At 39.6% G+C, this 23,132-nt stretch carries 45 protein-coding genes; 27 read left to right on the top strand and 18 right to left on the bottom strand.

The genetic code is table 11. The annotated features are described in order from the left end of the window. The 4 genes from LG003_RS20560 to LG003_RS20545 form a co-directional block, all read right to left on the bottom strand. Positions 1 to 251 (bottom strand): lysis protein (locus tag LG003_RS20560; RefSeq protein WP_262981520.1); only part of this gene is annotated, 251 nt, incomplete at its 3' end. Then, positions 248 to 673 (bottom strand): lysozyme, encoded by a 426-nt coding sequence (locus LG003_RS20555; RefSeq protein ID WP_112878228.1) that lies wholly within the window; start codon positions 671 to 673, stop codon positions 248 to 250. The genes LG003_RS20555 and LG003_RS20560, both read right to left, overlap by 4 nt. Continuing rightward, on the bottom strand, positions 660 to 986 hold the full coding sequence (locus LG003_RS20550) for a phage holin, lambda family (RefSeq protein ID WP_390894158.1): 327 nt from the start codon (positions 984 to 986) through the stop codon (positions 660 to 662). Before LG003_RS20550 ends, LG003_RS20555 begins: the two co-directional genes overlap by 14 nt. Before the next feature lie 120 nt (positions 987 to 1,106). Next, positions 1,107 to 1,283 carry a hypothetical protein gene (locus LG003_RS20545; protein ID WP_158537820.1) on the bottom strand — a complete coding sequence of 59 codons (177 nt, stop codon included), beginning with the start codon at positions 1,281 to 1,283 and terminating at the stop codon, positions 1,107 to 1,109. Between the two features lie 272 nt (positions 1,284 to 1,555). Here LG003_RS20545 and LG003_RS20540 point away from each other — a divergent pair, with 272 nt between their 5' ends. Continuing rightward, a complete protein-coding gene (locus tag LG003_RS20540; protein ID WP_036847822.1) occupies positions 1,556 to 1,789 on the top strand; it encodes a hypothetical protein in 234 nt (77 codons plus the stop codon). Here the strand turns inward: LG003_RS20540 and LG003_RS20535 are convergent. The 13 genes from LG003_RS20535 to LG003_RS20480 form a co-directional block, all read right to left on the bottom strand. Then, positions 1,755 to 2,084, bottom strand: coding sequence for a hypothetical protein (locus LG003_RS20535; RefSeq protein WP_113048511.1), 330 nt, complete (start codon positions 2,082 to 2,084; stop codon positions 1,755 to 1,757). The two genes, LG003_RS20540 and LG003_RS20535, sit on opposite strands and share 35 nt — an antisense overlap. Positions 2,085 to 2,262: 178 nt before the next feature. Continuing rightward, positions 2,263 to 2,754 (bottom strand): antiterminator Q family protein, encoded by a 492-nt coding sequence (locus tag LG003_RS20530; RefSeq protein WP_192881114.1) that lies wholly within the window; start codon positions 2,752 to 2,754, stop codon positions 2,263 to 2,265. A gap of 182 nt (positions 2,755 to 2,936) precedes the next feature. Continuing rightward, positions 2,937 to 3,536, bottom strand: coding sequence for a recombination protein NinG (locus LG003_RS20525; RefSeq protein ID WP_262981518.1), 600 nt, complete (start codon positions 3,534 to 3,536; stop codon positions 2,937 to 2,939). Further along, positions 3,508 to 3,696: a NinE family protein gene (locus LG003_RS20520; RefSeq protein ID WP_112879902.1), complete on the bottom strand. Its 189-nt coding sequence runs from the start codon at positions 3,694 to 3,696 to the stop codon at positions 3,508 to 3,510. Before LG003_RS20520 ends, LG003_RS20525 begins: the two co-directional genes overlap by 29 nt. 54 nt (positions 3,697 to 3,750) lie before the next feature. Beyond that, positions 3,751 to 4,287, bottom strand: a complete 537-nt coding sequence (locus LG003_RS20515) for an NUMOD4 domain-containing protein (RefSeq protein WP_112879901.1) — start codon at positions 4,285 to 4,287, stop codon at positions 3,751 to 3,753. Continuing rightward, positions 4,280 to 4,702, bottom strand: a complete 423-nt coding sequence (locus LG003_RS20510) for a hypothetical protein (protein ID WP_112886956.1) — start codon at positions 4,700 to 4,702, stop codon at positions 4,280 to 4,282. The genes LG003_RS20515 and LG003_RS20510 overlap by 8 nt, the downstream gene beginning before the upstream one ends. Next, positions 4,703 to 4,915, bottom strand: coding sequence for a Lar family restriction alleviation protein (locus LG003_RS23560; protein WP_390894157.1), 213 nt, complete (start codon positions 4,913 to 4,915; stop codon positions 4,703 to 4,705). It abuts the gene before it with no gap. Between the two features lie 3 nt (positions 4,916 to 4,918). Continuing rightward, positions 4,919 to 5,236, bottom strand: coding sequence for a DUF2591 family protein (locus LG003_RS20505; protein ID WP_112879760.1), 318 nt, complete (start codon positions 5,234 to 5,236; stop codon positions 4,919 to 4,921). 1 nt (position 5,237) lies between these two features. Next, on the bottom strand, positions 5,238 to 6,644 hold the full coding sequence (locus tag LG003_RS20500; protein ID WP_262981517.1) for a replicative DNA helicase: 1,407 nt from the start codon (positions 6,642 to 6,644) through the stop codon (positions 5,238 to 5,240). After that, the gene (locus LG003_RS20495) at positions 6,625 to 7,428 is read right to left on the bottom strand and encodes a replication protein (protein ID WP_240000905.1); all 804 of its coding nucleotides are present in this window, start codon (positions 7,426 to 7,428) and stop codon (positions 6,625 to 6,627) included. Before LG003_RS20495 ends, LG003_RS20500 begins: the two co-directional genes overlap by 20 nt. A 154-nt stretch (positions 7,429 to 7,582) precedes the next feature. Next, on the bottom strand, positions 7,583 to 7,753 hold the full coding sequence (locus LG003_RS20490; RefSeq protein WP_192881091.1) for a hypothetical protein: 171 nt from the start codon (positions 7,751 to 7,753) through the stop codon (positions 7,583 to 7,585). Positions 7,754 to 7,759: 6 nt separating this feature from the next. Continuing rightward, complete coding sequence (locus LG003_RS20485) at positions 7,760 to 8,113, bottom strand: hypothetical protein (RefSeq protein WP_112879759.1); 354 nt, start codon at positions 8,111 to 8,113, stop codon at positions 7,760 to 7,762. Between the two features lie 167 nt (positions 8,114 to 8,280). After that, on the bottom strand, positions 8,281 to 8,490 hold the full coding sequence (locus LG003_RS20480) for a helix-turn-helix transcriptional regulator (protein WP_262981516.1): 210 nt from the start codon (positions 8,488 to 8,490) through the stop codon (positions 8,281 to 8,283). Positions 8,491 to 8,600: 110 nt separating this feature from the next. Here LG003_RS20480 and LG003_RS20475 point away from each other — a divergent pair, with 110 nt between their 5' ends. From LG003_RS20475 to LG003_RS20350, 26 genes are all read left to right on the top strand, one after another. After that, positions 8,601 to 9,005 carry a helix-turn-helix domain-containing protein gene (locus LG003_RS20475; protein WP_262981515.1) on the top strand — a complete coding sequence of 135 codons (405 nt, stop codon included), beginning with the start codon at positions 8,601 to 8,603 and terminating at the stop codon, positions 9,003 to 9,005. A 463-nt stretch (positions 9,006 to 9,468) separates the two neighbouring features. Then, on the top strand, positions 9,469 to 9,633 hold the full coding sequence (locus LG003_RS20470; RefSeq protein ID WP_192881089.1) for a hypothetical protein: 165 nt from the start codon (positions 9,469 to 9,471) through the stop codon (positions 9,631 to 9,633). 344 nt (positions 9,634 to 9,977) lie between these two features. Continuing rightward, on the top strand, positions 9,978 to 10,295 hold the full coding sequence (locus LG003_RS20465; protein WP_262981514.1) for a hypothetical protein: 318 nt from the start codon (positions 9,978 to 9,980) through the stop codon (positions 10,293 to 10,295). A 21-nt stretch (positions 10,296 to 10,316) separates the two neighbouring features. Continuing rightward, positions 10,317 to 10,553 carry a hypothetical protein gene (locus LG003_RS20460; protein WP_262981513.1) on the top strand — a complete coding sequence of 79 codons (237 nt, stop codon included), beginning with the start codon at positions 10,317 to 10,319 and terminating at the stop codon, positions 10,551 to 10,553. A gap of 69 nt (positions 10,554 to 10,622) precedes the next feature. Continuing rightward, complete coding sequence (locus LG003_RS20455; RefSeq protein ID WP_112879882.1) at positions 10,623 to 10,967, top strand: hypothetical protein; 345 nt, start codon at positions 10,623 to 10,625, stop codon at positions 10,965 to 10,967. Positions 10,968 to 11,059: 92 nt separating this feature from the next. Then, positions 11,060 to 11,206 (top strand): hypothetical protein, encoded by a 147-nt coding sequence (locus LG003_RS20450; protein WP_262981512.1) that lies wholly within the window; start codon positions 11,060 to 11,062, stop codon positions 11,204 to 11,206. Positions 11,207 to 11,253: 47 nt separating this feature from the next. Continuing rightward, complete coding sequence (locus tag LG003_RS20445; RefSeq protein WP_112886963.1) at positions 11,254 to 11,460, top strand: hypothetical protein; 207 nt, start codon at positions 11,254 to 11,256, stop codon at positions 11,458 to 11,460. Between the two features lie 4 nt (positions 11,461 to 11,464). Beyond that, positions 11,465 to 11,719, top strand: coding sequence for a hypothetical protein (locus LG003_RS20440; protein ID WP_112879832.1), 255 nt, complete (start codon positions 11,465 to 11,467; stop codon positions 11,717 to 11,719). A gap of 1 nt (position 11,720) precedes the next feature. Next, positions 11,721 to 12,119, top strand: a complete 399-nt coding sequence (locus LG003_RS20435; RefSeq protein WP_262981511.1) for a hypothetical protein — start codon at positions 11,721 to 11,723, stop codon at positions 12,117 to 12,119. A 69-nt stretch (positions 12,120 to 12,188) separates the two neighbouring features. Then, positions 12,189 to 13,091 carry a hypothetical protein gene (locus LG003_RS20430; protein ID WP_112879806.1) on the top strand — a complete coding sequence of 301 codons (903 nt, stop codon included), beginning with the start codon at positions 12,189 to 12,191 and terminating at the stop codon, positions 13,089 to 13,091. A 208-nt stretch (positions 13,092 to 13,299) separates the two neighbouring features. After that, a complete protein-coding gene (locus LG003_RS20425; protein WP_262981510.1) occupies positions 13,300 to 13,683 on the top strand; it encodes a hypothetical protein in 384 nt (127 codons plus the stop codon). Next, complete coding sequence (locus LG003_RS20420; RefSeq protein WP_262981509.1) at positions 13,661 to 14,482, top strand: PD-(D/E)XK nuclease-like domain-containing protein; 822 nt, start codon at positions 13,661 to 13,663, stop codon at positions 14,480 to 14,482. The genes LG003_RS20425 and LG003_RS20420 overlap by 23 nt, the downstream gene beginning before the upstream one ends. Then, a complete protein-coding gene (locus LG003_RS20415; RefSeq protein ID WP_262981508.1) occupies positions 14,475 to 15,305 on the top strand; it encodes a hypothetical protein in 831 nt (276 codons plus the stop codon). The genes LG003_RS20420 and LG003_RS20415 overlap by 8 nt, the downstream gene beginning before the upstream one ends. Beyond that, positions 15,286 to 15,678, top strand: coding sequence for a hypothetical protein (locus LG003_RS20410; protein ID WP_262981507.1), 393 nt, complete (start codon positions 15,286 to 15,288; stop codon positions 15,676 to 15,678). The genes LG003_RS20415 and LG003_RS20410 overlap by 20 nt, the downstream gene beginning before the upstream one ends. Further along, positions 15,659 to 15,880 (top strand): hypothetical protein, encoded by a 222-nt coding sequence (locus LG003_RS20405; RefSeq protein WP_262981506.1) that lies wholly within the window; start codon positions 15,659 to 15,661, stop codon positions 15,878 to 15,880. Before LG003_RS20410 ends, LG003_RS20405 begins: the two co-directional genes overlap by 20 nt. A gap of 15 nt (positions 15,881 to 15,895) precedes the next feature. Beyond that, complete coding sequence (locus LG003_RS20400) at positions 15,896 to 16,258, top strand: hypothetical protein (RefSeq protein ID WP_262981505.1); 363 nt, start codon at positions 15,896 to 15,898, stop codon at positions 16,256 to 16,258. Positions 16,259 to 16,268: 10 nt separating this feature from the next. Further along, positions 16,269 to 16,718, top strand: a complete 450-nt coding sequence (locus LG003_RS20395) for a DUF3268 family zinc-finger domain-containing protein (RefSeq protein ID WP_262981504.1) — start codon at positions 16,269 to 16,271, stop codon at positions 16,716 to 16,718. Continuing rightward, positions 16,711 to 17,451 (top strand): hypothetical protein, encoded by a 741-nt coding sequence (locus tag LG003_RS20390; protein WP_112879868.1) that lies wholly within the window; start codon positions 16,711 to 16,713, stop codon positions 17,449 to 17,451. Before LG003_RS20395 ends, LG003_RS20390 begins: the two co-directional genes overlap by 8 nt. A gap of 5 nt (positions 17,452 to 17,456) precedes the next feature. Then, positions 17,457 to 17,918, top strand: a complete 462-nt coding sequence (locus tag LG003_RS20385; RefSeq protein WP_262981503.1) for a hypothetical protein — start codon at positions 17,457 to 17,459, stop codon at positions 17,916 to 17,918. Next, the gene (locus LG003_RS20380) at positions 17,915 to 18,190 is read left to right on the top strand and encodes a hypothetical protein (protein WP_262981502.1); all 276 of its coding nucleotides are present in this window, start codon (positions 17,915 to 17,917) and stop codon (positions 18,188 to 18,190) included. Before LG003_RS20385 ends, LG003_RS20380 begins: the two co-directional genes overlap by 4 nt. After that, entirely contained in the window at positions 18,190 to 18,732 is a 543-nt protein-coding gene (locus LG003_RS20375; RefSeq protein ID WP_262981501.1) for a phage N-6-adenine-methyltransferase, read from the top strand. Before LG003_RS20380 ends, LG003_RS20375 begins: the two co-directional genes overlap by 1 nt. Further along, the gene (locus tag LG003_RS20370) at positions 18,729 to 18,977 is read left to right on the top strand and encodes a hypothetical protein (RefSeq protein ID WP_112879915.1); all 249 of its coding nucleotides are present in this window, start codon (positions 18,729 to 18,731) and stop codon (positions 18,975 to 18,977) included. The genes LG003_RS20375 and LG003_RS20370 overlap by 4 nt, the downstream gene beginning before the upstream one ends. A 24-nt stretch (positions 18,978 to 19,001) precedes the next feature. Next, positions 19,002 to 19,307, top strand: coding sequence for a hypothetical protein (locus LG003_RS20365; RefSeq protein ID WP_262981500.1), 306 nt, complete (start codon positions 19,002 to 19,004; stop codon positions 19,305 to 19,307). Between the two features lie 235 nt (positions 19,308 to 19,542). Then, positions 19,543 to 19,857, top strand: coding sequence for a hypothetical protein (locus LG003_RS20360; RefSeq protein ID WP_262981499.1), 315 nt, complete (start codon positions 19,543 to 19,545; stop codon positions 19,855 to 19,857). Further along, positions 19,850 to 20,068, top strand: coding sequence for a hypothetical protein (locus LG003_RS20355; RefSeq protein WP_262981498.1), 219 nt, complete (start codon positions 19,850 to 19,852; stop codon positions 20,066 to 20,068). The genes LG003_RS20360 and LG003_RS20355 overlap by 8 nt, the downstream gene beginning before the upstream one ends. After that, positions 20,068 to 21,249, top strand: coding sequence for a phage integrase SAM-like domain-containing protein (locus LG003_RS20350; protein WP_262981497.1), 1,182 nt, complete (start codon positions 20,068 to 20,070; stop codon positions 21,247 to 21,249). The genes LG003_RS20355 and LG003_RS20350 overlap by 1 nt, the downstream gene beginning before the upstream one ends. Before the next feature lie 570 nt (positions 21,250 to 21,819). On the opposite strand, the gene LG003_RS20345 is transcribed toward LG003_RS20350, so the two are convergent. Beyond that, a complete protein-coding gene (locus LG003_RS20345) occupies positions 21,820 to 22,902 on the bottom strand; it encodes a tail fiber protein (protein ID WP_112878664.1) in 1,083 nt (360 codons plus the stop codon). Between the last annotated feature and the right edge of the window lie 230 nt (positions 22,903 to 23,132).

Raw genomic sequence — 23,132 nt, 5'->3', positions numbered from 1 at the left:
GCAACATCATTGCGAAGAACATCAATTTCAGATTTGGCATTGGTTAATTCTCGTGTGTGTTTAATGTCCAGCTCATTCAACATTGCGATGTGAGAGTTCTGATAGTTGATAGTATCTGTGAGTTGCTGGATTTCTGACTGCTGTTGCTTTGTCACATGCCGCTCTTTCTGTAATGCAGAGTGATAGTAATAAGCTGTGAGTGAGACAATAATCAGTGCAATAAGCGTGTAGTAGTGAGCGTTGAATTTCATGATAAAAACATCGTTTTCTCAGATGCTCGTCGTGCATCTAAACCCGGTAATACTCGCCCACCCGCTTTATTCCACTCCATGAACTGATTCGCCGCACCCTTATAATCACCAGCGTTGAGCTTTTTAAGTAAAGTAGAACGGACGAAAGCACTAGCGCCACAGTTGAATATGAATGAGCAAAGCGCATCAAACTGGCCCTGAGTCAGCGGCACTTTGACTGAGTTTTCCAAAGTAATGTAAACCGGGGCCAAATCATCAAGTAAGAATTGTTCGGCCTGCCGTTCTGTGATTGCATCACCTGGCTTTACTCCGTGAGTGTGACCGTAACCGATAGTCCAAACTCTTGCAGGGCAAAGGTACGCAGTTAGACTGCAACCCTCATAAATTTTGAGTTCCGCTAAACCGTGTTCACTGATTTGCATCTGATACCCCTGCTCTTTTCTCTGCTGATCTACGCAGTAATTGACCAATAAAATCTGTGCCAAGATAGCCAATCACCACACTACCGATGTAGGCCAAATCAGGATTCAGACCAAAAAGATTTAAAATGTCACGAATGAACCACGCGAACATGGCACACATAAAGGCATCAATTGAGACACGCAGCCATCCCCCGCCGTTATAGCGACCCCTGAGAAAAGCCATTGTCCCCGATAGTATTGCACCTATACCCTGTTCTTTGACTGATAGCAGCCATAACCATAGCTGCACCCAGATGTCTGGTTGCTTGTCCATGAGTCTCATATTTCCACCCCCGTTGGGGATTAAGTCCCCGCAAGTACGGGCGTGAAAAGAAAAAGGCCTCGAATAGTCGTGGCCTATGCGTAGTGATAAATGGTAGATTTCATACGTATCTTATATTTTGCTTAGTCGCTTTTGCTGCTCTATAAGCTTCCCTATCATTGATAATACGATAGTACTCTTCATAGCCTCTGAGGCTGTCTGATAATAACGGAACAGCGTAATCTCAGGACGCTTTGAATGCTGGAGCGCAATATTAATTTCATTAACTACCGGAGTTAAATTATTCATGCCAATGGTTTCCTTTTAATTTCGTAGAAACATTTTTGCTTTACGCATTCACATTGCCGGCTATGGTTGCCGCCAATAAGCACGCATCACAATAATCACCCAATCAGCGAATAAAGCCCGGATTCAGTTCCGGGTGATCAGCGTCGTATAAGTAAAAAGGCCACGCTATGCGCAGCCTCCGTAATCAATTGAATTCGTTCCGATATGGGAATTCCCATATCGGCTATGATTAAATCTCGACAAGTAACCATAGCTAATAGAAAGAGGAGCTAATGAGCAGAACAATTAATGAAGCTGTCCGCGAGCTGGAAATCAGCATCACAGCTACAGAGCGGATCGTGATTGCAATGTTACAACTACTTTCACCCGTACAAAAAGATGCCCTGAAAGATATTCTCTTTTCAGAATGTCAAATAGCCTCTGAAATAATTCCTGCGGATAACGAACAATTAATCAAAAGAGAAAAACAAATCACTGAGAAGATTCACACTCTTTTGCAACTCTGAGCATAAGTTCCTGGCGTTTTTTCTCCTGTTCAATAAATCCCCCCCACTTGCCATTAGGGTGAGGGGTGTTTACTGCTTTCAAAAACGCTTCGCGATCACAATCTCTACTCTCATCTTTGCATTCGTCAGAAACGCTGCTATAGCGCTCCATTGAGATAAACGCAGCGGCAACAGCTTCACCTACAAATACCGCGTCAAGATCACTCAGTCCATCAGGTACCATTTGCGACAGAATAGTAATAAGTGCCAATCGTGCCTGTTCTTGGGATTCTGGAGATAGTTTGTCAAAGTTCATACCCGACCTCTCGACGGTAATAAAGAAAAAGGCCACGCATTGCGCAGCCCTTAAGAATTGCAGACATAAAAAACCCCGCAAGATGGCGAGGACTGAGATTCGGTTAAGACACCTAAGAGACACTTAAGGCAATCTTACCAAAAAGTATTGCTCATTTGCTCATTAATGTCAACACGTTCTATGCAATCTTTTTAATTTTCTCTACACGTTTACGTGAATTAAACACATTTTTCAGAGGTTGATACAAAAGATAGGTGCTTGCATTTAGAATCTCATCCACTTCACGACGACACGTTCCGCGAGATGGTTTCTTAAGCCTACCCCCCGAACGGGTCATCATTTTGCGGGGATTTGCGATCTTGTGATAGTAAGATGCGATTGATAATTTTGAGGCACCATGAACGTAATAACTCAGTAAAATGCCGTAGGCTTTCTTATCGATGAACATGACGGAATCGACGACCTGAGAAATCAACATTCCATCGTCATCATTGCACATCGGCCGGGTTTTGTTATTACTTGGTTTTACGCTCACAATGAACTTATAAATCATGTTTATCTGGCACTTATCTATACGACCACTATAAATCCATGCTCCCCAGAGATTTAACCAGCTATCAATCCAGTCGTGTTGCTCTTTAGTGAGCTGTCTTTCTCTAATACTGCTCATCTTACCCCCGGAGAACTGAATGATATTTGTCATATTTAGTTGAAAACATGACTGAGTGTTTTTTGCCCCTGACTATCCGATCATGAATAACTTTCAGTGAACCATATTCGCATTGCAGAACTGCAAAGTTTTTCCTTGTTACTCCGTGCCTGAACCGGGCTTCTTCAATTGCTGCTGATATGTCAGTGAAGATTGTCATTGCTTAATCTCCTGAGTTTTGCCCGATATTCATCACAAATACGTTCGTAATCTTCACGCCGCCATTTCATTAGCGGCCTTGGCATCATTAGAGCATCAAACCTTTCTTGACCAATTTTCTCAATCAATCTGGGTTTATAGTTAATTATATTTCCTGATAAATAGTTATTACATGCAGAGCATTGTTTGTGAGCATTATCTTCATCAAATCTCAGCTCTGGATGAGCCTTAGTTGTTCGATAATGTCCCGCATGATATTGTCCCTTATGAAATCTCCCACAGCTAATACACGGAAGGTCTTTATCTCTTTCTCTGATAAATGCATTAAATGCCTGTTGCGCTTGATTCTTGAAATATGATATGTGCTTGACTGCTAATTTACGGGCTTTGAGTTTATCTTTCTGTTCTGCTAATTCTTGCTGACGTTTCTTTTTAAGTGCCTGCTCTGCTTTTTCCCTGTCTCTGTTTCGTTTCTTAATTGCTAATTCTGCGCCGTGGTCCGGGTTACACCACCATATATTCGAGTATTTCGGCATAAACCACTCACAGCATATTTTACATTTCCGCCTCGCTGGTTTTTTCATTTCTATTTCTCCTCCGATCCCATTTGGCACGCAATAGTTTATAAACGTAATCAAACGTTTTAACTTCTGATTCAGTCGGGATTGGCTTTGATTTATTAGACGGGACCTTATAGATTAAATTATTGATGACTCTCTGAGTCTGTGATGTTTGACGTGTCATTTCATCTATCTTGCTCCTGTTTTAATTTCATATATTCACAATCGGCTGGCGTTGTCAGTCGGCGTAACTCCAACTCATACCCCTATGAGTTTTCTGCTTTCCACTTATTGAGTTATGCACCAGTGATGGATTGCAACCGTAAAATCTTGTTGATTGCATAGATGGATACCAAAATCCAAATCCTGATTTATCCATAGAAACTACTGGTGATTTCTGGTTATCACACAACCCTGTTTTCCATGCATGTTTTAGATTTTGCTCGTTGGTACACCATTCAAGATTATTAACATGATTATTTTTTTTATTTCCGTCGATATGATTAACAATTGGATAATTATTGGGGTTTGGTATGAAAGCTAATGCAACAAATCTATGCACTAACTGATGCTTATTTTTACCAATTGAAATTCTATCGTATTGCTGAGTTCTACATAGATTTAACAGCTTGCCTTTCATAATCCTTGTTGTCTCACCTTTTCCTCCCCTTCCACACGTTCTTACAACCATGTCCTTACTTTTAATCCTGCCAGTATTGCTAACTTGATATCTTGATTCGTACCCGGGAACGTCTTTCCAAATCTCCTTACTCATCGTTCAATCTCCTCTTGTGATATTCTGAATCAGCGGGAATTCTTAGCTTGATTCCACGATCAATACACCAAACTTCAATCCTTCTTAGATAAAACGTCATCTCTTCAGTATTCAGCAATTTCGTTGACTTAACTCTTCTTTCCTCACCCATTACCGAAATAACTTTCACAGGACAAAACAAATCCTTGAAATATTCATGCATCTCTTCTTTGCCTAGTTTTTCTGTAGATATGGAATTAACGATATTCAATACATCTTCATTCCATAACCACATTAAATTGTTCTGAGATAATGATCGGGTGTTCTTCCAAGGCTTAATAATAATTCGATGCGGCTGTTTCGTTTGAAGTGTTTCTTTCAATATTTCCCATGCCTGAGATTTATTTGATTCGTGAAAACAAAAATCAGCTTCCATTTATCCCCCATTATTTACTCTCTTATTCCAGACTCGAATAGCTGCCGATTCCGCTTCCTTGTAACTATTTTCCCGTTTCGATAACGGACCATCTACTCCGCAATTCCCGCAGTTAATCCAAGACACATACTCATCCAATGAACCTCTATCCTCATAATCAGGACAAAGATCATTGCTTCCACAAAACGGACACGGCTTAAGTTTCTCTGTCATGTTTCACCTCTGTAGCTCATCAGGAATTTCTACTTCGTCACCGATGTGCTTTCTCACAACTTCACGACATACTGTGATCTGAACAGTTTCACCCCATGACGTTCCGTACCCTCCGCTACCGGCGATCCAATATTCTCTCTTCGTGTGCAATGCAAGTGCTGTTATGTATTTTTCAATCAACTGACCGCATTCACTCCATTCAGCTGAATATTTGGGCATAACATCAAGATTCTTATCTAAATAATCAGCACTCCACCCGTCACAAATAGCGACTGCATAATCCAGCGCACGGCCTGTCAAATTTTCTGTTTTAATCTTCATCTCAAAAATCCTTCCTGTAGGGTTTATTGGGCTTGTCTTCGTTGCGCTTAGCTCGTTGCTCGCCTTCAACTTGATCGAGATGGAACAAGCAAAGGCCCTTTTGTTCGACATATACAGTGTTAGCTTTACCGTGGCGATTGAGGCGCAATATCAACTCTGTCAGCGTCTTGTCCGATTTCTCTTGATAAACAGAGTCACGGTAGACGCCCATCCAGTAATCACAGTCCTGTTCAATCTGGCCTGTGTCTCGGCTGTCAGATGGCATTGGGCGTTTGTTGGCGCGTTCCTCAATATTCCTGTTAAGCTGAGTTAGCAGAACAACAACAGTGTCGAGTTCTTTTGCCAGTATCTTGAGGCCCTTTGTGATGTTGCCATACGCAATATCATTCCGATCCGCTTTCTCAGTCTTCATCAGTGTTAGATAGTCAACACCGATAAAACCTATCTTCCCAACTTTACGCTTGATTTTACGACACTGTGACTGGATATGAGCGAATGACATTCCAGGAGTATCATCAATCCAGATATTGGGAGTATCTTTCAGTTCACCTATAGCCTTACTGAGTAGCGCCCATTCGTACTCATCATCAGAACCACCATACAGCATATCTGTATTCACCCCTGATTTCTGACTTACCATACGCTCAAATAACTGCTCATCTGTCATTTCCATGCTAAACAACAATACCTGATGACCATCACTAGCGACGTTCTTTGCCATCTCAGTTAACACAGTGGTTTTACCCATTTTCGGGCGAGCACCAATAACAAACAGTGATCCGTTGACGATATACTTGGGCGCTAGCATTTCGTCAAAATCTCGGAATCCGGTCTTAAGCCCTCTGTGTAATTCGGGATTATTAAATCTTGCTTCCAGTTTTTCAAAGAAACGCTCGGCAATCTCTCTCATAGGCTTAAGTCCGGTCTTATGGCCCGCAGTACCATTCTCCGATGCTTCACCGATCAACCTTTGAGCTATGTCCATTTTCTCGGCAAATGTGAGACTGCTGGGTGTCATGAGTAACCGCTGAATTTCATTGGTTTTCTCAATAGCGTAACGCTCTGCGGCTGTCTCGCGTATCTGCCTGGCATAAGCGACTATGTTCGCCGCGCTGGGAGTGTTCTTGGCAACCTCAGCCAGATACGCAAATCCACCCGATTGATCTGATTTACCCGCACGTTTCAGGCTGTCATCCACAGTAATAATATCTATTGCCTGGTTCTTGCTGTTCATTGTCCGCATTTCAGCGAAAATGAATTTATGCCATGCCATGTAGAACAAGTCAGCTTTGAGCATGGAGAATACATACTGTGAATTGTCGCTCTGGGGGTCTAGCAGTAATGCGCCAATGACGCTCTGCTCCGCTTCGGTGCTGTGGGGTACTTGATTAATGCTGTTTACGGTCATTCGCTCTGTCCTCTTTGACGGATACGTAACATTGGTCGGTGATTAAATAATCCAGGTTTTTCTTGCGCCAGTAGCCGCCTTTGCCATTCGGCCTCTCTTCTGTCATCCATGTGCAGTGCTCGGCAATGTAACCCAGATAACCTTTCCAGTTCTCCAGAGTAAACGGCCTCTGGTGCTTGGTCTGGTATTCCTTGTTAGCTCGTTGCCAGAACGTGCGCATCTTGGATTTTCTGGCGTCTCGCAGGACAGTAACCTTAGCCATCTCCGGCAGAATTTCATGATAGGCGTCGATCATGGCCTGGTAGGGAACCGGTATAGTCTTTTTAGACTGAGATTTCTTGACAGACTGAGGCGGGTTGTTTTCATCAGAAAACTCACCAACTACATCGTTAGATGTAGTTATATATTCTTGTTCTAATAACTTCTTACTCTGTTTGACCTGATTTGTTACCAACTTTGTTACCTGACTTCGCTCTAAAACCGCGTCATCACTGGGTTTGTTTGTTACCTGATTAGTGACCTCGTTTGTTACCTCAAAATCACCCTGATAATCAGCGTAATTTGTGATGGTGATCACTGTCCCATGCCGGTTACCGCTGAACGTTAGCATCCCCTCAGAGGAAAAGAATTCCAACATGTCTCTAACCTGTTTTTGTGTCTTCTCATTGCCTTTAGAATCTCTGAGCTTTCTGGCTAGAATGGGGATTTTCGTCACCAACTGACCAGATCCTAAATCCCACTGAACGCCGCTAAATTCAACACTGCGGGGCTTGTATTGAGCCATCCCAATCAATCGAACCCACAAGGCCAATTTAGCCGTATCATTAGCCCATTCCGTGGACAGAAGACTCCTGAACAGTGCGAAATGCCCCTGTTTTTGGTTTTCCATCCGTGTGCTCCTTGAAGTCTTTCTCGCTCCAAAGTCAGCGTATGCAACGTTACTCATGGCTTTTCTTCCCTTTCAGCAGTTCTTCGCGATGTTCCAACCTCAATTGAGCATCGTCCAGTGCTTCCCGAAGTTTCTTTGCTCCTTGCTCCGTGACCGAGCGAACAGCCCGATCACGCATGATGTTTTTATGCACAGCGCTGTAATTAACTTTTTGTTTCATGTATAATTACCTCATATCTAGCTGTAATTGACAGGCCTCATCCGTGGCAGGTAATGAGGCTTTTCTCTTTATCTTCCCTTTTCTTTCCAGCGCCTGGATCAGCATTTCGGCATGTTCACCTTCTATGACAACTACTGGCTTATGATCAGGGAGTTGATACGCCCATTCAGGTAAACCATATTTCGCTACCAATTGACTGGCTAATTTAGCAATACGGCCCTTGTCTCTGCTGGATGTTGAAGGATGAATACCTATTGATTGAGCAAATTGATTATTTCCTGTTTCCAAAATGCATCGAAGCCAAAAACTTTCTAGCGCCTCCGGCTTACAAGTGATTTTGATACTTTTTGCGATATCCATATGTTAAATTTCCTTAAATAAAATAAAGTTAATAACCCTATTGAGGGTTACGCTCCCCGCTAAGCGAGTAATCCCTACTACGTAAGCAGGGAATCTACACCTGGATCGGCATAGATGGGTGGCGGATTGTTAAAGAGCGTGCGAGTTGGCTCGCGCGGTTTTAATTGCTATGCTGCTTTTGGTGGAAAAATGTCGTCCAAACCAACATGGATTCCGCATTCATTAAATATTTCAACGAAACGACGGCATAAATTTATATCCATTCCTCGGCGCCCTCTTTCGTAATGACAAATAGCGCCTGGGGTGCATTTTGCTAGTTCTGCAAGCTCAATCTGGGTCATCCCTAATTGCTTGCGAAAAAATCTCAGTTTATTCATGAGAATCTCCTTTTTTCTTTAAGTATACATTATGTATCCATAATTGCAATGAATGTATACGTTTTGTGTGTTTAATGAAAATATACATAATGTATAATTAAGATATGAATATGAAATGGTTTGATATCGCTAGATCTCGGATGGAGATCTTAAAAATTACACAAGATACTCTTGCTGAACATGTGGGTGTCACGAAGGGTGCTATTAGCCACTGGCTAAATGGCAGAAGAGATCCTGGGTTGGAAAAAGTAGCTGAAATATTTCAATATTTGGGTGTTTCTGATGCAATCTTGAATAATGACGGTACTTTTTCTCTTCCAGAAGATGCTGATGAATGTACTGAACAGAAAAAATGTCGAATATTCAGCAAACAACATGAAATATTGCTTGAAATGTTTGATAGCCTTCCTCAAAAAGATCAGGAAAATTTTTTAAAGGCAATTAGTGATAGAAAAGACGAAGTTGATCAAATAGTTAAAGAGAGGCTAGAAAAAATGAGCAAGAAAGCCTGTTAAGACACTGTTTAATAGATAATCATGTAAAATGATAAGTTTCTCATTAAGCTTAAGCCATCGGAGATGGCTTTTTTAATGCTCCTTTCTCTCAAATAACACAAATAGCCACAATCCTAGATCACTAATAAAAATCAATGCCTTAAAAATAGCGCGATTTTTACACTCCCATTATTTTATTTTAAATCAAATAGATAATTAAGAGCCTATTGCTCTAGCTCAGCCACTTAGATCAGAAAATTTTTTTCAAAGTAAATTAACTTATAAATCAATTATATATGCTATTAATGCAATTTATGTATACAAAATGTATTGAATATTTGGATACATAACGTATACTTCAATCATCAAAAGCACAAAGCGAACAGGCAAGGAAAGCCCACGAAGTAGCTGCCGGTGGCGAACGAAGAACCGGATGATTCGCAAGTGCTAAGAGACAGACGCAACAAACAACGAGGAAATCAAAATGAGCAGATTAACTACTTACACAGACAACTTCACTGGCAAAAAATATCACGTCAAACATCTTACTGTTACTCAATTCAAAGGTAACGTTGAAACTGGTGATGTAATTTTCAAAAACTATGACGAACTGAATAGTTGGTTACGCATGATGGGATTCAAGAAGTAACTTTAAGCCCCGCAGAGGGGCCTTAAATACCAGTCTTTTTTACTTACAGAAGGCTGGTATTTAGGAAAAGTAACTACAGGGAAGTTTCGCTCTTTAACAATATGACGATAGCAATTAGCAGTTAGTAATTAGATCGTCAAACGGAATCGCTCTGAATAAGTGTTAGAGCAACCCAACCACAGAGTAGGTTTTGGGATTGGTGAATGCACGGGCTGATGTGATCAGGAACAGCGCAGGTGCAACCCGTTCGATTCGGGTTTTAATCCTCGGTGGTTTGAGCCTTGCGCAAAGCGGGAGATCAGCACCCGCCACCAATCACCAAAACTTATTTAAAGGGGGTAAATATGGCTAATAAAAATCGTCAAATCCTCACATTAAGAGGATTGGTTGAAAAACAACCGTTGATTGAGATCAAGTCTAAAAAAGACAATGCAAAGTCTCGCAGACTGACAAAACAAATGGCGTTTTGGGATAAAAAACGTGCTGAGCACGAAGCCAAACCAAAAAGCCGATCTGTTGATGAGATTTTTGATTCAATCATTAAACCGGTCGATGAAACTGATGTACTTGCAAATCTGATTATTACTTTAAAGAGTAACGATAAACAAGAAAATACAGGCAGCCATTGCTTGCCTAATACATGGCTCTATTCAGTTAGATAATTAAATTAATATGAGGATGTGATGGATAAATACATAGAACCAATCCCAATAGTAGAAATAACAACGCCCAAAAATGGGAAAGGAGTTATTCGTAATGCTTATTGGCTCGTTAAAGATAAAAATGTTTTTCGCTCAAAAATGGGAAATTCGTATCAGTTTAATCGTCAAGAACTCGTTGTTAGAAAATTCTACGAAGAACTACTTGCACTTGATGACGGCTACACAGTCGAACAAATACCCGTCGCTTTCATAGATTAGCACATTGCCAATTAACTAATTTCAGCTCATTTCCGAGTGGGCTGTGGTGAGTTAATAATAGGAGGCAACATGAATGATTTAGAGTATTGGAGTGACTGTATTTCTTATGGCGCTGATGATTGCAATTTGGTTTTAACACAAGACCAAGTTAAATCATTAGCTGAATCTGTCATGCAGGGTCACGAGTGTTACGGAATGTCATTTTATTCACCGCCGTCAAACGAACGTTACGCAGAAATAGAAAGGGAATGGAAATTAAAATTTGATAAATTACAAAATGAATTTGATGCATATATAAATAATGCAGAGACCGCCGTTAGAATTGCATTGCGACAACATCGAGATACGAAAATCTCAATCGATAAAGACGGGGAGGTTTTTAGATGTAATGGACGCTCTGAACAAATTCAATAATCAGCATTACTTCGCCATACCGGGAAAATAATAGGGAAATATCAGCAAGGATGCTATTTATTAAATATGAGAGTTGAACAATGAACACGAAAATGAAATTTGCAACTGAGTGTAAAGCTGAACAAGCTCGCTATTTATCTGAAGCCAAAATATTTCGTCGCGGTTCTGAAATGCGCAAAATGTATGTTTCTCTTGCATGGAGAAATAGAAATAATGCTCGTCAATGGACTAGTCTTTGATTAATTAGCAGGGATGCTCTTTATCAATTAAATATGAGGATTAAGCAATGAAAATTGAAATAAAGCTTTCAATGAAAGAGTTTAATAGCATTGTCAAAAGTCTTAGTCTCGACAAAAATTCAACTTTTATTTTTCATTTAACATATTTTAGCGATTATAAAATAGCTTTGCAGCATTGTATCAAGGATGTTTTACATGACTGCGGTTTCGATTTACCCGATAATCACATTAACATAGAAATAGCAGGTGAATAATATAATGGTAAACATACGAAACACTTATAGTTTTGAAATATTATGTAAAGATGTACGAATTACGTCTTCTGCTGTACAAATTACGTCTTCTGCAATAGAAGAAATCTCAGTTGAAGTATTTGGAGTAAATGACAATGGTTTACAAAGAATAATTAATGAGTTTTATCCTGAGGATATACTAAAGATGATTGATGAAGAATCCATTGTTGATTATTTAAAAGAGTACGGTTACGAAGTCATTAAGCAGGAGGAAGAATAACATGTCAGCACATGTACACGCTGAGTTAATGTTGCAGTATGCTCAAGATGCGTTGAAAACTGATAAGCCGTGGTTGTTGTGGGAAATAGGTGACGGCGCTGACGGGTGGGATGACTTAGATGATCATCCATGGTGGATCAAAGATTCTGAATATCGCCGCAAGCCAGAAATAATAAAAGTCGGCGGTGGAATAAGTTTTCCTACACCAGTAAAGCATAAGCCGAAAGAAGGTGAGAAATTTTGGATTCCAGATTTTTACACATTAGGGACTCATACACATTACTGGGAAGATGATGAGTTTGATAATTGTCTGCTGAATAATGGGATGATTCATTTAACAGAAGATGCCGCTCAGCAGCATTTAGACGCATTAATTAAAATAAACCGGGGTGAATTTTAGTAATATGGAGTAAAGGCCAGTGGACGGCTCAGGGGTAATAAACAATTAATGTAATTAAAGGAATCACTCATGTCAGATAAAAATGAAGTGGCTATCATTGATATAAAACCAGAACAAGCGCCGGTTATTTATATTCCAAACGGGCTTGATGCGTTTTTAAATAAAATTAGAGAATCGGTAAATGAAATTCCAGATGTTACGACAAAAAGAGGCCGTGACAGAATCGCATCATTAGCTGCGCAAATATCACGCAGCAAGACAGCTATAGAAAAGCCAGGTCGCGAATATCTTAAGCGACTCAAAGAAGCGGTAAAACCAGCGGAGCAAGAAATTAAGCGCTTTGTTGATGCATGCAATGAGCTACGTGATGAAGTTCGCAAGCCGCTCGCCGACTGGGAAGCTGAACAAGAGCGTATTAAGCGTGAAGAGGAAGCACGTAAAGCAGCAGAGGAACTGGCAAAGCAAATCGAAACTGATTATGAAATTGCTCTGCTAATGGATGAAAAATTTGATAGAGACCTGGCAGAAAAGAAAGCCGAACAGGAACGCCAGAGTGTTGCTCGCGAGGAAGAAATCAAGCGGCAGGCAGCAGAGCAGGCCCGCATTGATGCTGAGCGCAAAGCTTTGGCTGAAATTGAAGCCGCAGCACGACGCGAAGCTGAAGCAAAAGCGGCGACGGAGAGAGCTGAACGTGAAAAGCTGGAAGCGCTAGAACGTGCCGAACGTGAAAAACAAGCTGCAATTGATGCTGAGCGGCGCAAGTCGGAAGAAGCAGAGAGAGTCCGTTTGGCTGAAATTGAGCGTCAAAAAACAGAGGAGGCAAAACGACAATCAGATGTTGAACATCGTAAACGTATTAACAATGAATCTCTGCAAGAATTAATTAAAGCCGGAATTACAGAAGAATGTGCAATGAATTGTATCAGAGCTATAGCAAACGGCAAAACAACTCACTTAAAAATCATCTATTAATTATGAAAATCAACAAGCAACTTTTCAATTTAGCTCAGTCTAAAGCCAGAATCGCTTTCAAAATAGAAAGTCAAATTGAATGGTTTATAGCAATGCAATATTTGAGGCTATCATATGAATATGATTAAAGAGTGGCTCTTTGCTATGTTATTTCCCGCTTATTTAATTCTATTTACGACGTTAATTTTAATTTTTCTGAGATAAAAACATGAAAACTCGTGGACAAATAGCTGATGAGAGATTATTGGCTTATGAAAAGATATTATTCAAAAATTCTTCGGAAGAAGAAATCATTGAACAAAAAATTGAAAGCAAGAGAGATGAGTTAACTTTAGAATCGCTCAAAAAAGTTATCAGAGATGCTCGAATCTGCGGATTCATATTGAGTAACGATGATTTGAATGGACTTGCTGACTCTGATTTCATTGACGAATATTTTTATGACGCTCAAACGGAAATATTGAAATCAATCTCAATGATTGAACGTTATCTTGAATTGAGTCAAGCACAAGACCCAACGGAACTTGAATTAGATAATACCAGCGGATGGTTTAATTGGGAGGCAAACAATGAAACCCGGCATTTATTATGACATATCGAATGAAGATTATCATCTTGGACCCGGAGTCAGTAAATCACAGTTGGATGTGATCGCAAAAGAGGCGGCGCTTTTATTGTGGGACAAGGACGCTCCCGAAGATGAAGAGAAAAAGGATGCGCTTAATATGGGAACGGCTCTTCATTGTTTATTGTTAGAACCCGACGAGTTCAATAATCGATTTATCGAAGCACCGAAGTTTAATCGTCGAACTAACGCAGGGAAAGAAGAGGAAAAGGAATTCATAAATGAATGCGAAAAAACAGGGAAAATCGTAATGGACTATGAACAGTATCGGAAGCTGAAAATTATGCGTGATAGCGTCATGGCTCATCCGGGAGCCAGGCTTCTTTTGGAAGCAGATGGATATTGTGAATCATCAATTTACTGGAATGACGCAGAAACAGAGGAGTTATGCAGGATTAGGCCGGATAAGCTAATACTCGACAAAGATATCATTCTTGATGTTAAAAAAGTTTCAGATATCGATAGATTTCCCACTCATATCGAAGAATTCCGCTATCACGTACAAGATGCAATGTATAGCGAAGGATATCGACAATACACGAATGGAACGATCCCTACTTTTTGTTTTCTTGCAGTTAGTGAGTCTATCGACTGCGGTAAATATCCTGTTCGCTTGTTTGTATTAGATCAATACGACAGGGAAGTTGGTTTCAATCTATTTCGAAGAGATTTAGATGTATATCACAAATGCCACTCAACGGGTAACTGGGGGCTGGGATTTGAAAAAATTCAACGCCCAATCTGGGCGAGGAGAAGAGATGAATAATAGTGTTATTAACCCGTTTAGCTCAAGTACGCAACAAGCAAATGGAATGGTTGCAGTTGAGCAACAAAGAGCCATACAAGAAGTTCAGGCCGCGATGGTGATAGCTAAAAAATTCCCGCGTGACCCCATCACTGCAATGGACAGAATTTTGCAGGCATGTACACGCCCTACTCTTGCTGAAAGTGCCTTGTATTCTTACTCACGAGGCGGCGCTGAAGTGACAGGACCAAGCATCAGGTTAGCTGAGGCCGTTGCTCAAAACTGGGGAAATATACAGTTTGGTATACGCGAGCTTGAACAAAAAAACGGTGAATCGTCTGTTGAAGCGTTCGCGTGGGATATTGAAACAAACACACGTCAAGTTAAGACCTTTACTGTTCCGCATGTTCGATTTACGCGACAGGGAAAGAAAAAGCTGGAAGATCCACGCGATATCTACGAAATGGTGGCAAACCAAGGATCAAGGCGTTTGCGGGCGTGTATTTTAGGGGTGATACCCGGTGATGTTATCGAAGCGGCAGTTAATCAGTGTGATGTGACACTCAGAAGCAATGCTGATACATCCCCTGACGCTATTAAGAAAATGATTGCAGTATTCAAGGATGAATTTGGTGTTACCAGTGAGCAAATTCAGAAGCGCATACAGTGCCGTGTTGAAGCCATGCGCCCCGCTCAAATGGTCCAGATGAAGAAAATCTATGCAAGCTTACGTGATGGTATGTCAAGTGTAGACGATTGGTTTGAGAAACCCGAAACCACTCAAAATAAAGTTGACGAACTAAATAACATGGGGAATTCAACCAATGAAAGAGGAACAGAATAAATATGTTGATGATCAATGCAATGCCTGTAAGTGCATACATTTTAGCTGGCGTTGGAAGACTGCAAACAATGAATTCTTAACTCCGGCTGAAATGAATACAGATCATCTATTTCATACTTTACGCGTAATCTGGAATAACTTCATGCCAGCTCACGTACATGTCGGAAAAGTAAAATTTTACGAATTTAGCCCTTTTTATACAAAAGAATACATGTCACAAGCAATTAAGCACTTAGCAAGAGAATTGAGTACACGCAAAGACATGCGGCTTATTCATAAAATTGAAATTGAACAAATGCTCTATTACCTGACAAATCCAATTTGTCAACATTATTTAAAAGGGAATCCAATCAATGAGCGAGGAAACGAATAAATATATTGGCAAGCCATGCCCTAAGGGACACACTCTCAGATACATAGCAAACGGGAATTGTGTTGAATGTCAGATTGCCGGTCAGAAGAAAGCAAAATCCCAACCCCAAAAACAAAAGCGAGAAAGTAAAAATAAAGTCAATCCCGATGATTTTACCCATTGTGTATTCATTATTGGAAATCCTGAAAGAGTGAGAAATTAAATTAATGAGGCAATAATGACCGAATCTCAAATAAATATTATTTTATCCGGCAAAGCAATTCCAACAGATATTTTTCCAAATGAAGAACTTGAACACTATTTCGCGAGAAAGTACAGAGCAAAAGTGAAAGAGTTTATCGAATTAGCAAATGAAAATAATAAACTAGCACAAGAAAGCAGGAGATTAAAGAAACGACTAGCTAAAGTCAATCGCCGCAATAAATATCTAAAAAAAGTTCTATTTGCCGGTGCATTTATTATGAAAGGCATTGTTCATAAATACGCATACGCTCTCAATGTTGGTACAGAAACACATGCAAATGAATTTATCGATGAAGCTGAAAAATTAACAGGTAAAAAATTACCGAAGTTTATTTAATGAGGTGAATATGACTCAGAAAACACCTTGGAATCCAAGCCGGAAAGCAATACTTAAAGTAAAAAATCCCCTTCCCCCGCCAGAAATATGTAATTATTGTGGTTCACAAGTAAAAATAGTCAATCACAAAGAAATATATGGTGGAAAAAGTTTTGGAAATTGGCCGTGGTCTTATTTATGTAGTTGCTGCGGTGCATATGTCGGCATGCACCCTTTTACTAATATCCCGCTTGGAACTTTGGCAGATAAAGCAACTCGGAACGCAAGACTTTCCAGCAAGCGTTATTTTGAAGAAATCTGGCAATCCGGGAAATTGAGTCGCACGGATGCGTATAAATGGCTAGCAAAACGGCTTGGAATTAACAAATGCGAATGCCATTTTGGATGGTTCGATATTGATACATGCTACAGAGCCAAAGAAATATGCAAGCAAAAAATATTGAGGTGTAATTATGAATGAGACGAAAGAAATGCCTATTATTTTCAACTCAGAGATGGTCCGTGCTATTTTAGATGGCAGGAAAACTCAAACAAGAAGAATAGTAAAACGTCAGTATATCAGTCACAAACAAGAATTAAGATTGTGCGATGATGGATATTTTTATTGGTGGATGAAAGACGCCGAAACACATCAACCTAGGCGGGTTTCATGCCCGTTCGGAAAAACTGGCGATCGGCTGTGGGTGAGGGAGACATTTCAAGGCCCATTTGTCGATTATAATGATTCACATGATTTGTTCAAAAATCCCGAATCATATCAAAAACCAGAAAATTGTATCTATCGTGCTGATTGCGGGCAATATCCATCATTTTACGATGCTGATGACAATCTCCGCCAGGGTTGGCGAGCGGCAATTCACATGCCGCGCTGGGCTAGTCGTATCACTCTTGAAATCACAGATATTCGTGTCGAAAGGCTAAATGAAATCAGTGAAGAGGATGCAATAGCGGAGGGTTGTTATACAGATGATGAATATGGGTTCAATGCGCAACCAAGACTCTGGCCCTGCCAAAAGTGCCAAGGAGATCAAACATACGCAGCATATGCGAACGGTGTTTATTACGTTGATTGTAGAGAATGCGACACAGCAAAAAAGCGCTTTAAACTGCTATGGGAATCAATCTACGGCTTTAATTCATTTGACAATAAGCGTGTCTGGGTAATTGAATTCAAGATTATTGAAAAGAGGTAACAATCATGACTAAAAATACAGAGTCTTTAATATCTGCATGTCACGAATTAGCAAGAACAGCGAAATGTGATGATTATTTAATTCTGAATGATATTGCTGATAAATTGAAATTTCTTCGTAAAGAACGTGACAGATATATTGGAATGTTTGTTGATTCGTGCGCTGGTCTTGCAGCTATAGCTGATGCTGTGGGAATTAGAGAAGAAGATGACACGGGTTCGCCATTTCAAGTAATTGCACAAATTAAATCAATAGTACTCAAATCTCGCATTGATGGTATTAAATATGCTCGTGACAGATTAATCGCAGCTTATTTATCGGGATTCATAGATAGACAAGAATCAGACGTACGTGATGTAGCAATGATGATTGATAGCTCTGTAAAAGAGATTCAGTTAGAAATAAATGATTGTTGGGTAACTGATAATTTTGGTGATGAATGGCTTAACAGCGGAGATAAACAATGAAAAAAATAGTTGATGAATTTATGTCTGATGTTGTTGATATTTGGGTGAAGCAGCGGATGAATGATTATCTCTGTCACTATTCATATTTTATCTGGAAACGAATGTTCAAGCGTTATGTTGTGAATATACTAGCGTCACGCGGCGCTAGTTTATCAGAAGCAAAAGAAATTGCTGAGTGTGAGATTGAATCATATTCAAAAAAGGATGGCGATTGGAAATATATTCATCCGCACGATGCGGCACAAGAAGCATTATCTTATTGGAGTGATTAATGGCAGACTTCGGAGGCAGTAATACCCCAAAGGAATTAAAAGATAAATGGCAAACCCCGATTGAGATATTTGCAGCATTGGATGCTGAATTTGGTTTTTATCTCGATGCAGCGGCAGACAATGAAAATGCTCTATGTGCTCATTATCTCACGGAACGAGATAATGCACTTACATGTGATTGGATAAGTTACGGAGCAATATATTGTAACCCGCCGTATAGCGATATATCTCCGTGGGTTATTAAGGCGGCAGAACAAAGCAGGAGGCAATCACAGCCGGTCGTTATGTTAGTCCCAGCCGACACTTCGGTCGGCTGGTTTAAATTGGCAATGGAAACAGTTGATGAAGTCAGATTAATAACGGCAGGCAGAATTTCATTTATTAATGCCGGCAACGGAAAGGAGAAAAAAGGAAATACAAAAGGAAGCTTGCTATTAATATGGCGTCCGTTTATCAAACCCCGCTGTATATTCACAATAGTTGATAAAAGCCAATTAATTCAAATTGGTTTAAATATATTAAATGAGATTACATCATCATGAAACTAATCAGCTTAATAAAGCCAATCAAAGTTAACTATTTCGGAATTGAGTTATCAGTTCCTCACTGGACTAAATTTATAGCAACGGATGAGTCTGGATTAGTATTTGCATGCAACATGCTTCCGCGCACTGAATTTAATTGTTATGAAAGGTGGGATTCTGATTCCCCGTCATTTCGAGACGAAATTATTGCTGTAGTTGATTTAGAAGAAATGGACTGGGAAGAAACTCTTGTTGAAATATGAGTGGGAATTAGAGGACATTTGATTATGTTAACATGTGATATGAAACAATTTGAATTCACGATAATTGACGCGTGGAATATCGGAAAAAGATTTGCAAAACTGGGAACTGAACATTTTGATTTTAAAATTCACGTCATAAAGAATGATTCCAAAATTGATATTTTTGAAATAAGTATAGTAGATGTAGAAGGTGTAACTTATCAACATATTAATATTACGGAAAAGAATATAGAAAAATTGCAACAAATAATAATATCAGCGGAAGCGTGTTATTCAGCATGCGGTAAACTAGCTGATTTGATATGGAATCATAGATATGAAAATAACTGATTCTAAATCTAATCTAGATGAATGACCAAGCTCTTGAAAACGGACGCAGAGCAATAGCAAGGGAATGCTTAAACGAGCTAACTCAACTATTGAAATACGATGACAAAGCAGTCACCGCTATTCTCGATAAATATACACAGCGATTCAAATTAATTATTTCTGAGCATCAGATGAGAAAGTCAACGCCGAAAGCCTGGCTTTCTCAGTATGTCAGAAATTTGCAAAAGGAATAAATATGAGAATGAAAATAGATTTAGGTAAATATGTTATTACATATAATGCCGGTCAATTTGATTTAAATATAAAGCGAATATTAAAAACAAGTGAAAATAAGGAACAGGAGCAGTTAATATCAATTGCATACTTTTATACACTCTATGAGTTAGTTAATAAAATAATAATATTGGATTTACATCAGGATGACATAGAAACATTACAGCAGTTAAGTAACAAGATTGAAAATATATCAAGAGAGATAGCAAATAAATTAAGGGAAATGAGACGCCACGAAATTAATAGGCCCACCGATTTAAGGTCGAATTATGATTAACAATGCTAAATTAATGAAGGCCAGTCAATGGGCTAAGAGAGAGTTCGAAAAAGGGTCTATCCCTACCCCAAAAACAGTTAAGAAATGGGTTCAAAACGGTGTAATTAGTGGCAAAATTATAGACCAATCTGTTTGGGTTTTCTCGAATGAAAAAATGGGAGTTTCATCCTCTATATCTGCTCATGTTAGAGCATTAATTGAGGATCAATAATGGCAGCCAGACCAAGAAACAAACAATATCGCCACTTTCCTGATTTCCTTAATTTCGATAAAGCCAGGCAAAGGTATGTACTGACACTAATATCAGGTAAGCGCAAAACCATAGGCACAGATCGCGCCTATGCAATAGCTGTGGCGCGTGAATATAATTTAAGAATGAGACCGGAAATAGCTGTAAGTTTAGATGGATTAGTCAAAGAATCAGGTGGGATAAAAGGCGAAGGACAGCCATTGTCTTACCATATTGATAGATTAATGGAGAGAATAATACAGGATGAGAAACCATCTGAAAGCACTTTAGCTGACTGGAAAAATGATGCTATACGAGTGAAAGAATTTTTTGCCGATATTGCTTGTTGTGATATTTCTCTGGAACATGTTAATGAATATATAAATTTCTATCATTCTGATGGTTCAGCTAATGTTAAAAACAGAAAAGTAACATTTCTCAAGAAAATATTCAGTTACGCTATGGATGAATCACTAATGTTAGACAACCCCGCTGAACGTAAAAAGAAAAGGAGAATTGATAAGAAACAACGCCGTAGATTATCTCTTGATGATTTTTTGAAAATCAGAGCATCAGCAGAACCGTGGTTGAGAACCGCAATGGATCTGGCATTACAAACAACTCAGGCGCGACTGGAGGTCGGCCGCATACGATACAATATCAAATCCCCGCAAGAAGGTGTTTGTGGTTGTATGTGGTATCAAGAACCGCAAAATGGCATTTATGGGATGCTCTACATTCACAGGCAAAAAGTACATGATAAAGAAGCTTCACACGTTGCTATACCAATAGGAGAAAAACTCAAGCAGATAATTGATGATAGCCGAGATTCCGTTGCCAGCCCGTATGTCGTCCATAGGCTACCGAAAAGAATGCCGCGCAAAATCAGCGCAGAAGTTCAACATCCCACCCAAGTAGCCCCAGATTATCTGAGTAGAGCCTTTTCAGACTTAAGAGATAAAGTAGGCGTAGCAGCCCATTTATCCATTGAACAAAAACCCACATTTCATGAAATCCGCGCATTAGCAGCTCATTTATTCGATCAACTAGGTATAGATCCCCAAGCACGAATGGCACACACTGATGCTAAATCCACAAAAATCTATACTCAAAATCATATCGATTGGGTGAGCGTTCCTCATGCTGAAATCAAGGTTGGATAGCGGTGTAAAACCATGCATAACCCATTGATTCACATAATACCTTTTTTACCAATTTTCCACTGTTTTCCTGTACAGTCAAATCGACGCAATCCCTTGCAGCACAAGGCGTTCCATGACATTTGAACGGTTTCATGGGGTGTCGGGGGTCGTAGGTTCAAATCCTATCATGCCGACCAAATTTCCCTAGAAAAACCAACCTCTTATGGTTGGTTTTTTTATGGCTGGGATTTGGTTGGTGTAAAACTGGGGAAAAACCCAATCCTATATCTGGCATTTACAGCCATTAGTAAATCATCCCCCTCATCTAAAAACATTAAATTACTTAATATTTAATCAAAAAATACTTATATACCCAATGGATTTCAAGATGCATCGCGACGGCAAGGGAGCGAATCCCCGGGAGCATAGATAACTATGTGACCGGGGTGAGTGAGTGCAGCCAACAAAGAGGCAACTTGAAAGATGACGGGTATAAATCGTATACAACGACATACTGTAAATCAGTCATAAACATAAAGTCGGTTAGCCCAGCCTTTACTTCCAGTTCTAAAGAATATTTCTATTTTGTTATTATGCTGCTCTCACTATGTAGTTAAACGCGACATTGCGAGGTCTGGTTTCTGATCCCATGACACCAGGGGAATTAACTATACCTTCATAGTCCGATCCATCGTTTGTATGGTACCAGAAGTTATCCCTGTCCATTGCACCTGTATTTCCAGAGTGATTTTTTTGATTTGTAGCCCCAAAAATCCCAAAACCATCATAGTTGACAGACTCTCCCCAAGCAGTCATATGTTTGTGATATTCTGTCATACACCTCTGGTTACTGTTGAGCTTGCGATCTTTATCAACTCCTCGGCCATCATCCCAACCACGAATAAACTCTCCCCTTAAATCTGGTAAATTACCATCAGGATAGGCCTTCGCTAATTCTGGAAATTTCGACTTATCAAAGGCAGCACCGTTACATTGCAGCCACCCAGTTGGCGGTATGGCAGTCGGCCAAGGCATAGGAACACCTACAGGAATATTATTAACTGCATTGATCAGATTATTCACTTCTGCCTTGGTATATGTATCTATATCCCCCGCATTAAAATTGATATCCCCAGTCAACGCTTTCCCGTTCACTTTCCGGCTGCTCGGTACCGCATTATTTGCCTTTTGCACCGTTTCCAATAAGCTGAGGTTTTTCACAAAAGCATTTTTATCGGGAATGTCTGCGCCGTTTTGATTTTTGGCTAGTTTACTATTAGCGTTATCATTTACATCAGTAACTAACTTCTGAGTAGCTGCCAGTGTATTGCGGTTACCTGTTACATCTGTAAGCTGAGTAATACCTTTTTGTGTTAATGAGGCACCGGGAATGCCTGCTGTAATTTTTTGTTCTAACGCTTTATCTAATTGTGCGGTGAGCTTAGCTATATTCCCATCATCCAGAACATCATTACCAGATTGTGTCGCAATAAAATCAGCCACGACAGATGATATCGTTGATGATTGACGTAATACTTTGTTTAATAAATAAGTAGGAGCATCATTTGGTGGAAATCCAGTCAGCAAATCCTTACTTTCTTCATATCTTTCTTGACTCACTACATTCGCATTATTATTAATAGAAAAAGCCTTAAAATCATTCTTAGGATTCATATACTTTCTCCTTAAATTAAATAATATTATTTTACAATCAATATATTAAATTATTGTAAAAATAATCCCCTTGCAATTCACACAAATTAAAGTCTAGTTCAGAAAAATAATAATGTAGTATTCTTATTACTTATTAAGGTTAAATATTTTTGTATCATTATCAGCAATAAGCATCCCAATATTTTAGGATCGAAAATATACATCTGGAAATTATTTATACCCTATGGATT

This window comes from Photorhabdus kleinii, from assembly GCF_025384885.1.
Classification (GTDB): domain Bacteria; phylum Pseudomonadota; class Gammaproteobacteria; order Enterobacterales; family Enterobacteriaceae; genus Photorhabdus; species Photorhabdus kayaii.
This window is presented reverse-complemented; position numbering and strand designations above follow the sequence as displayed.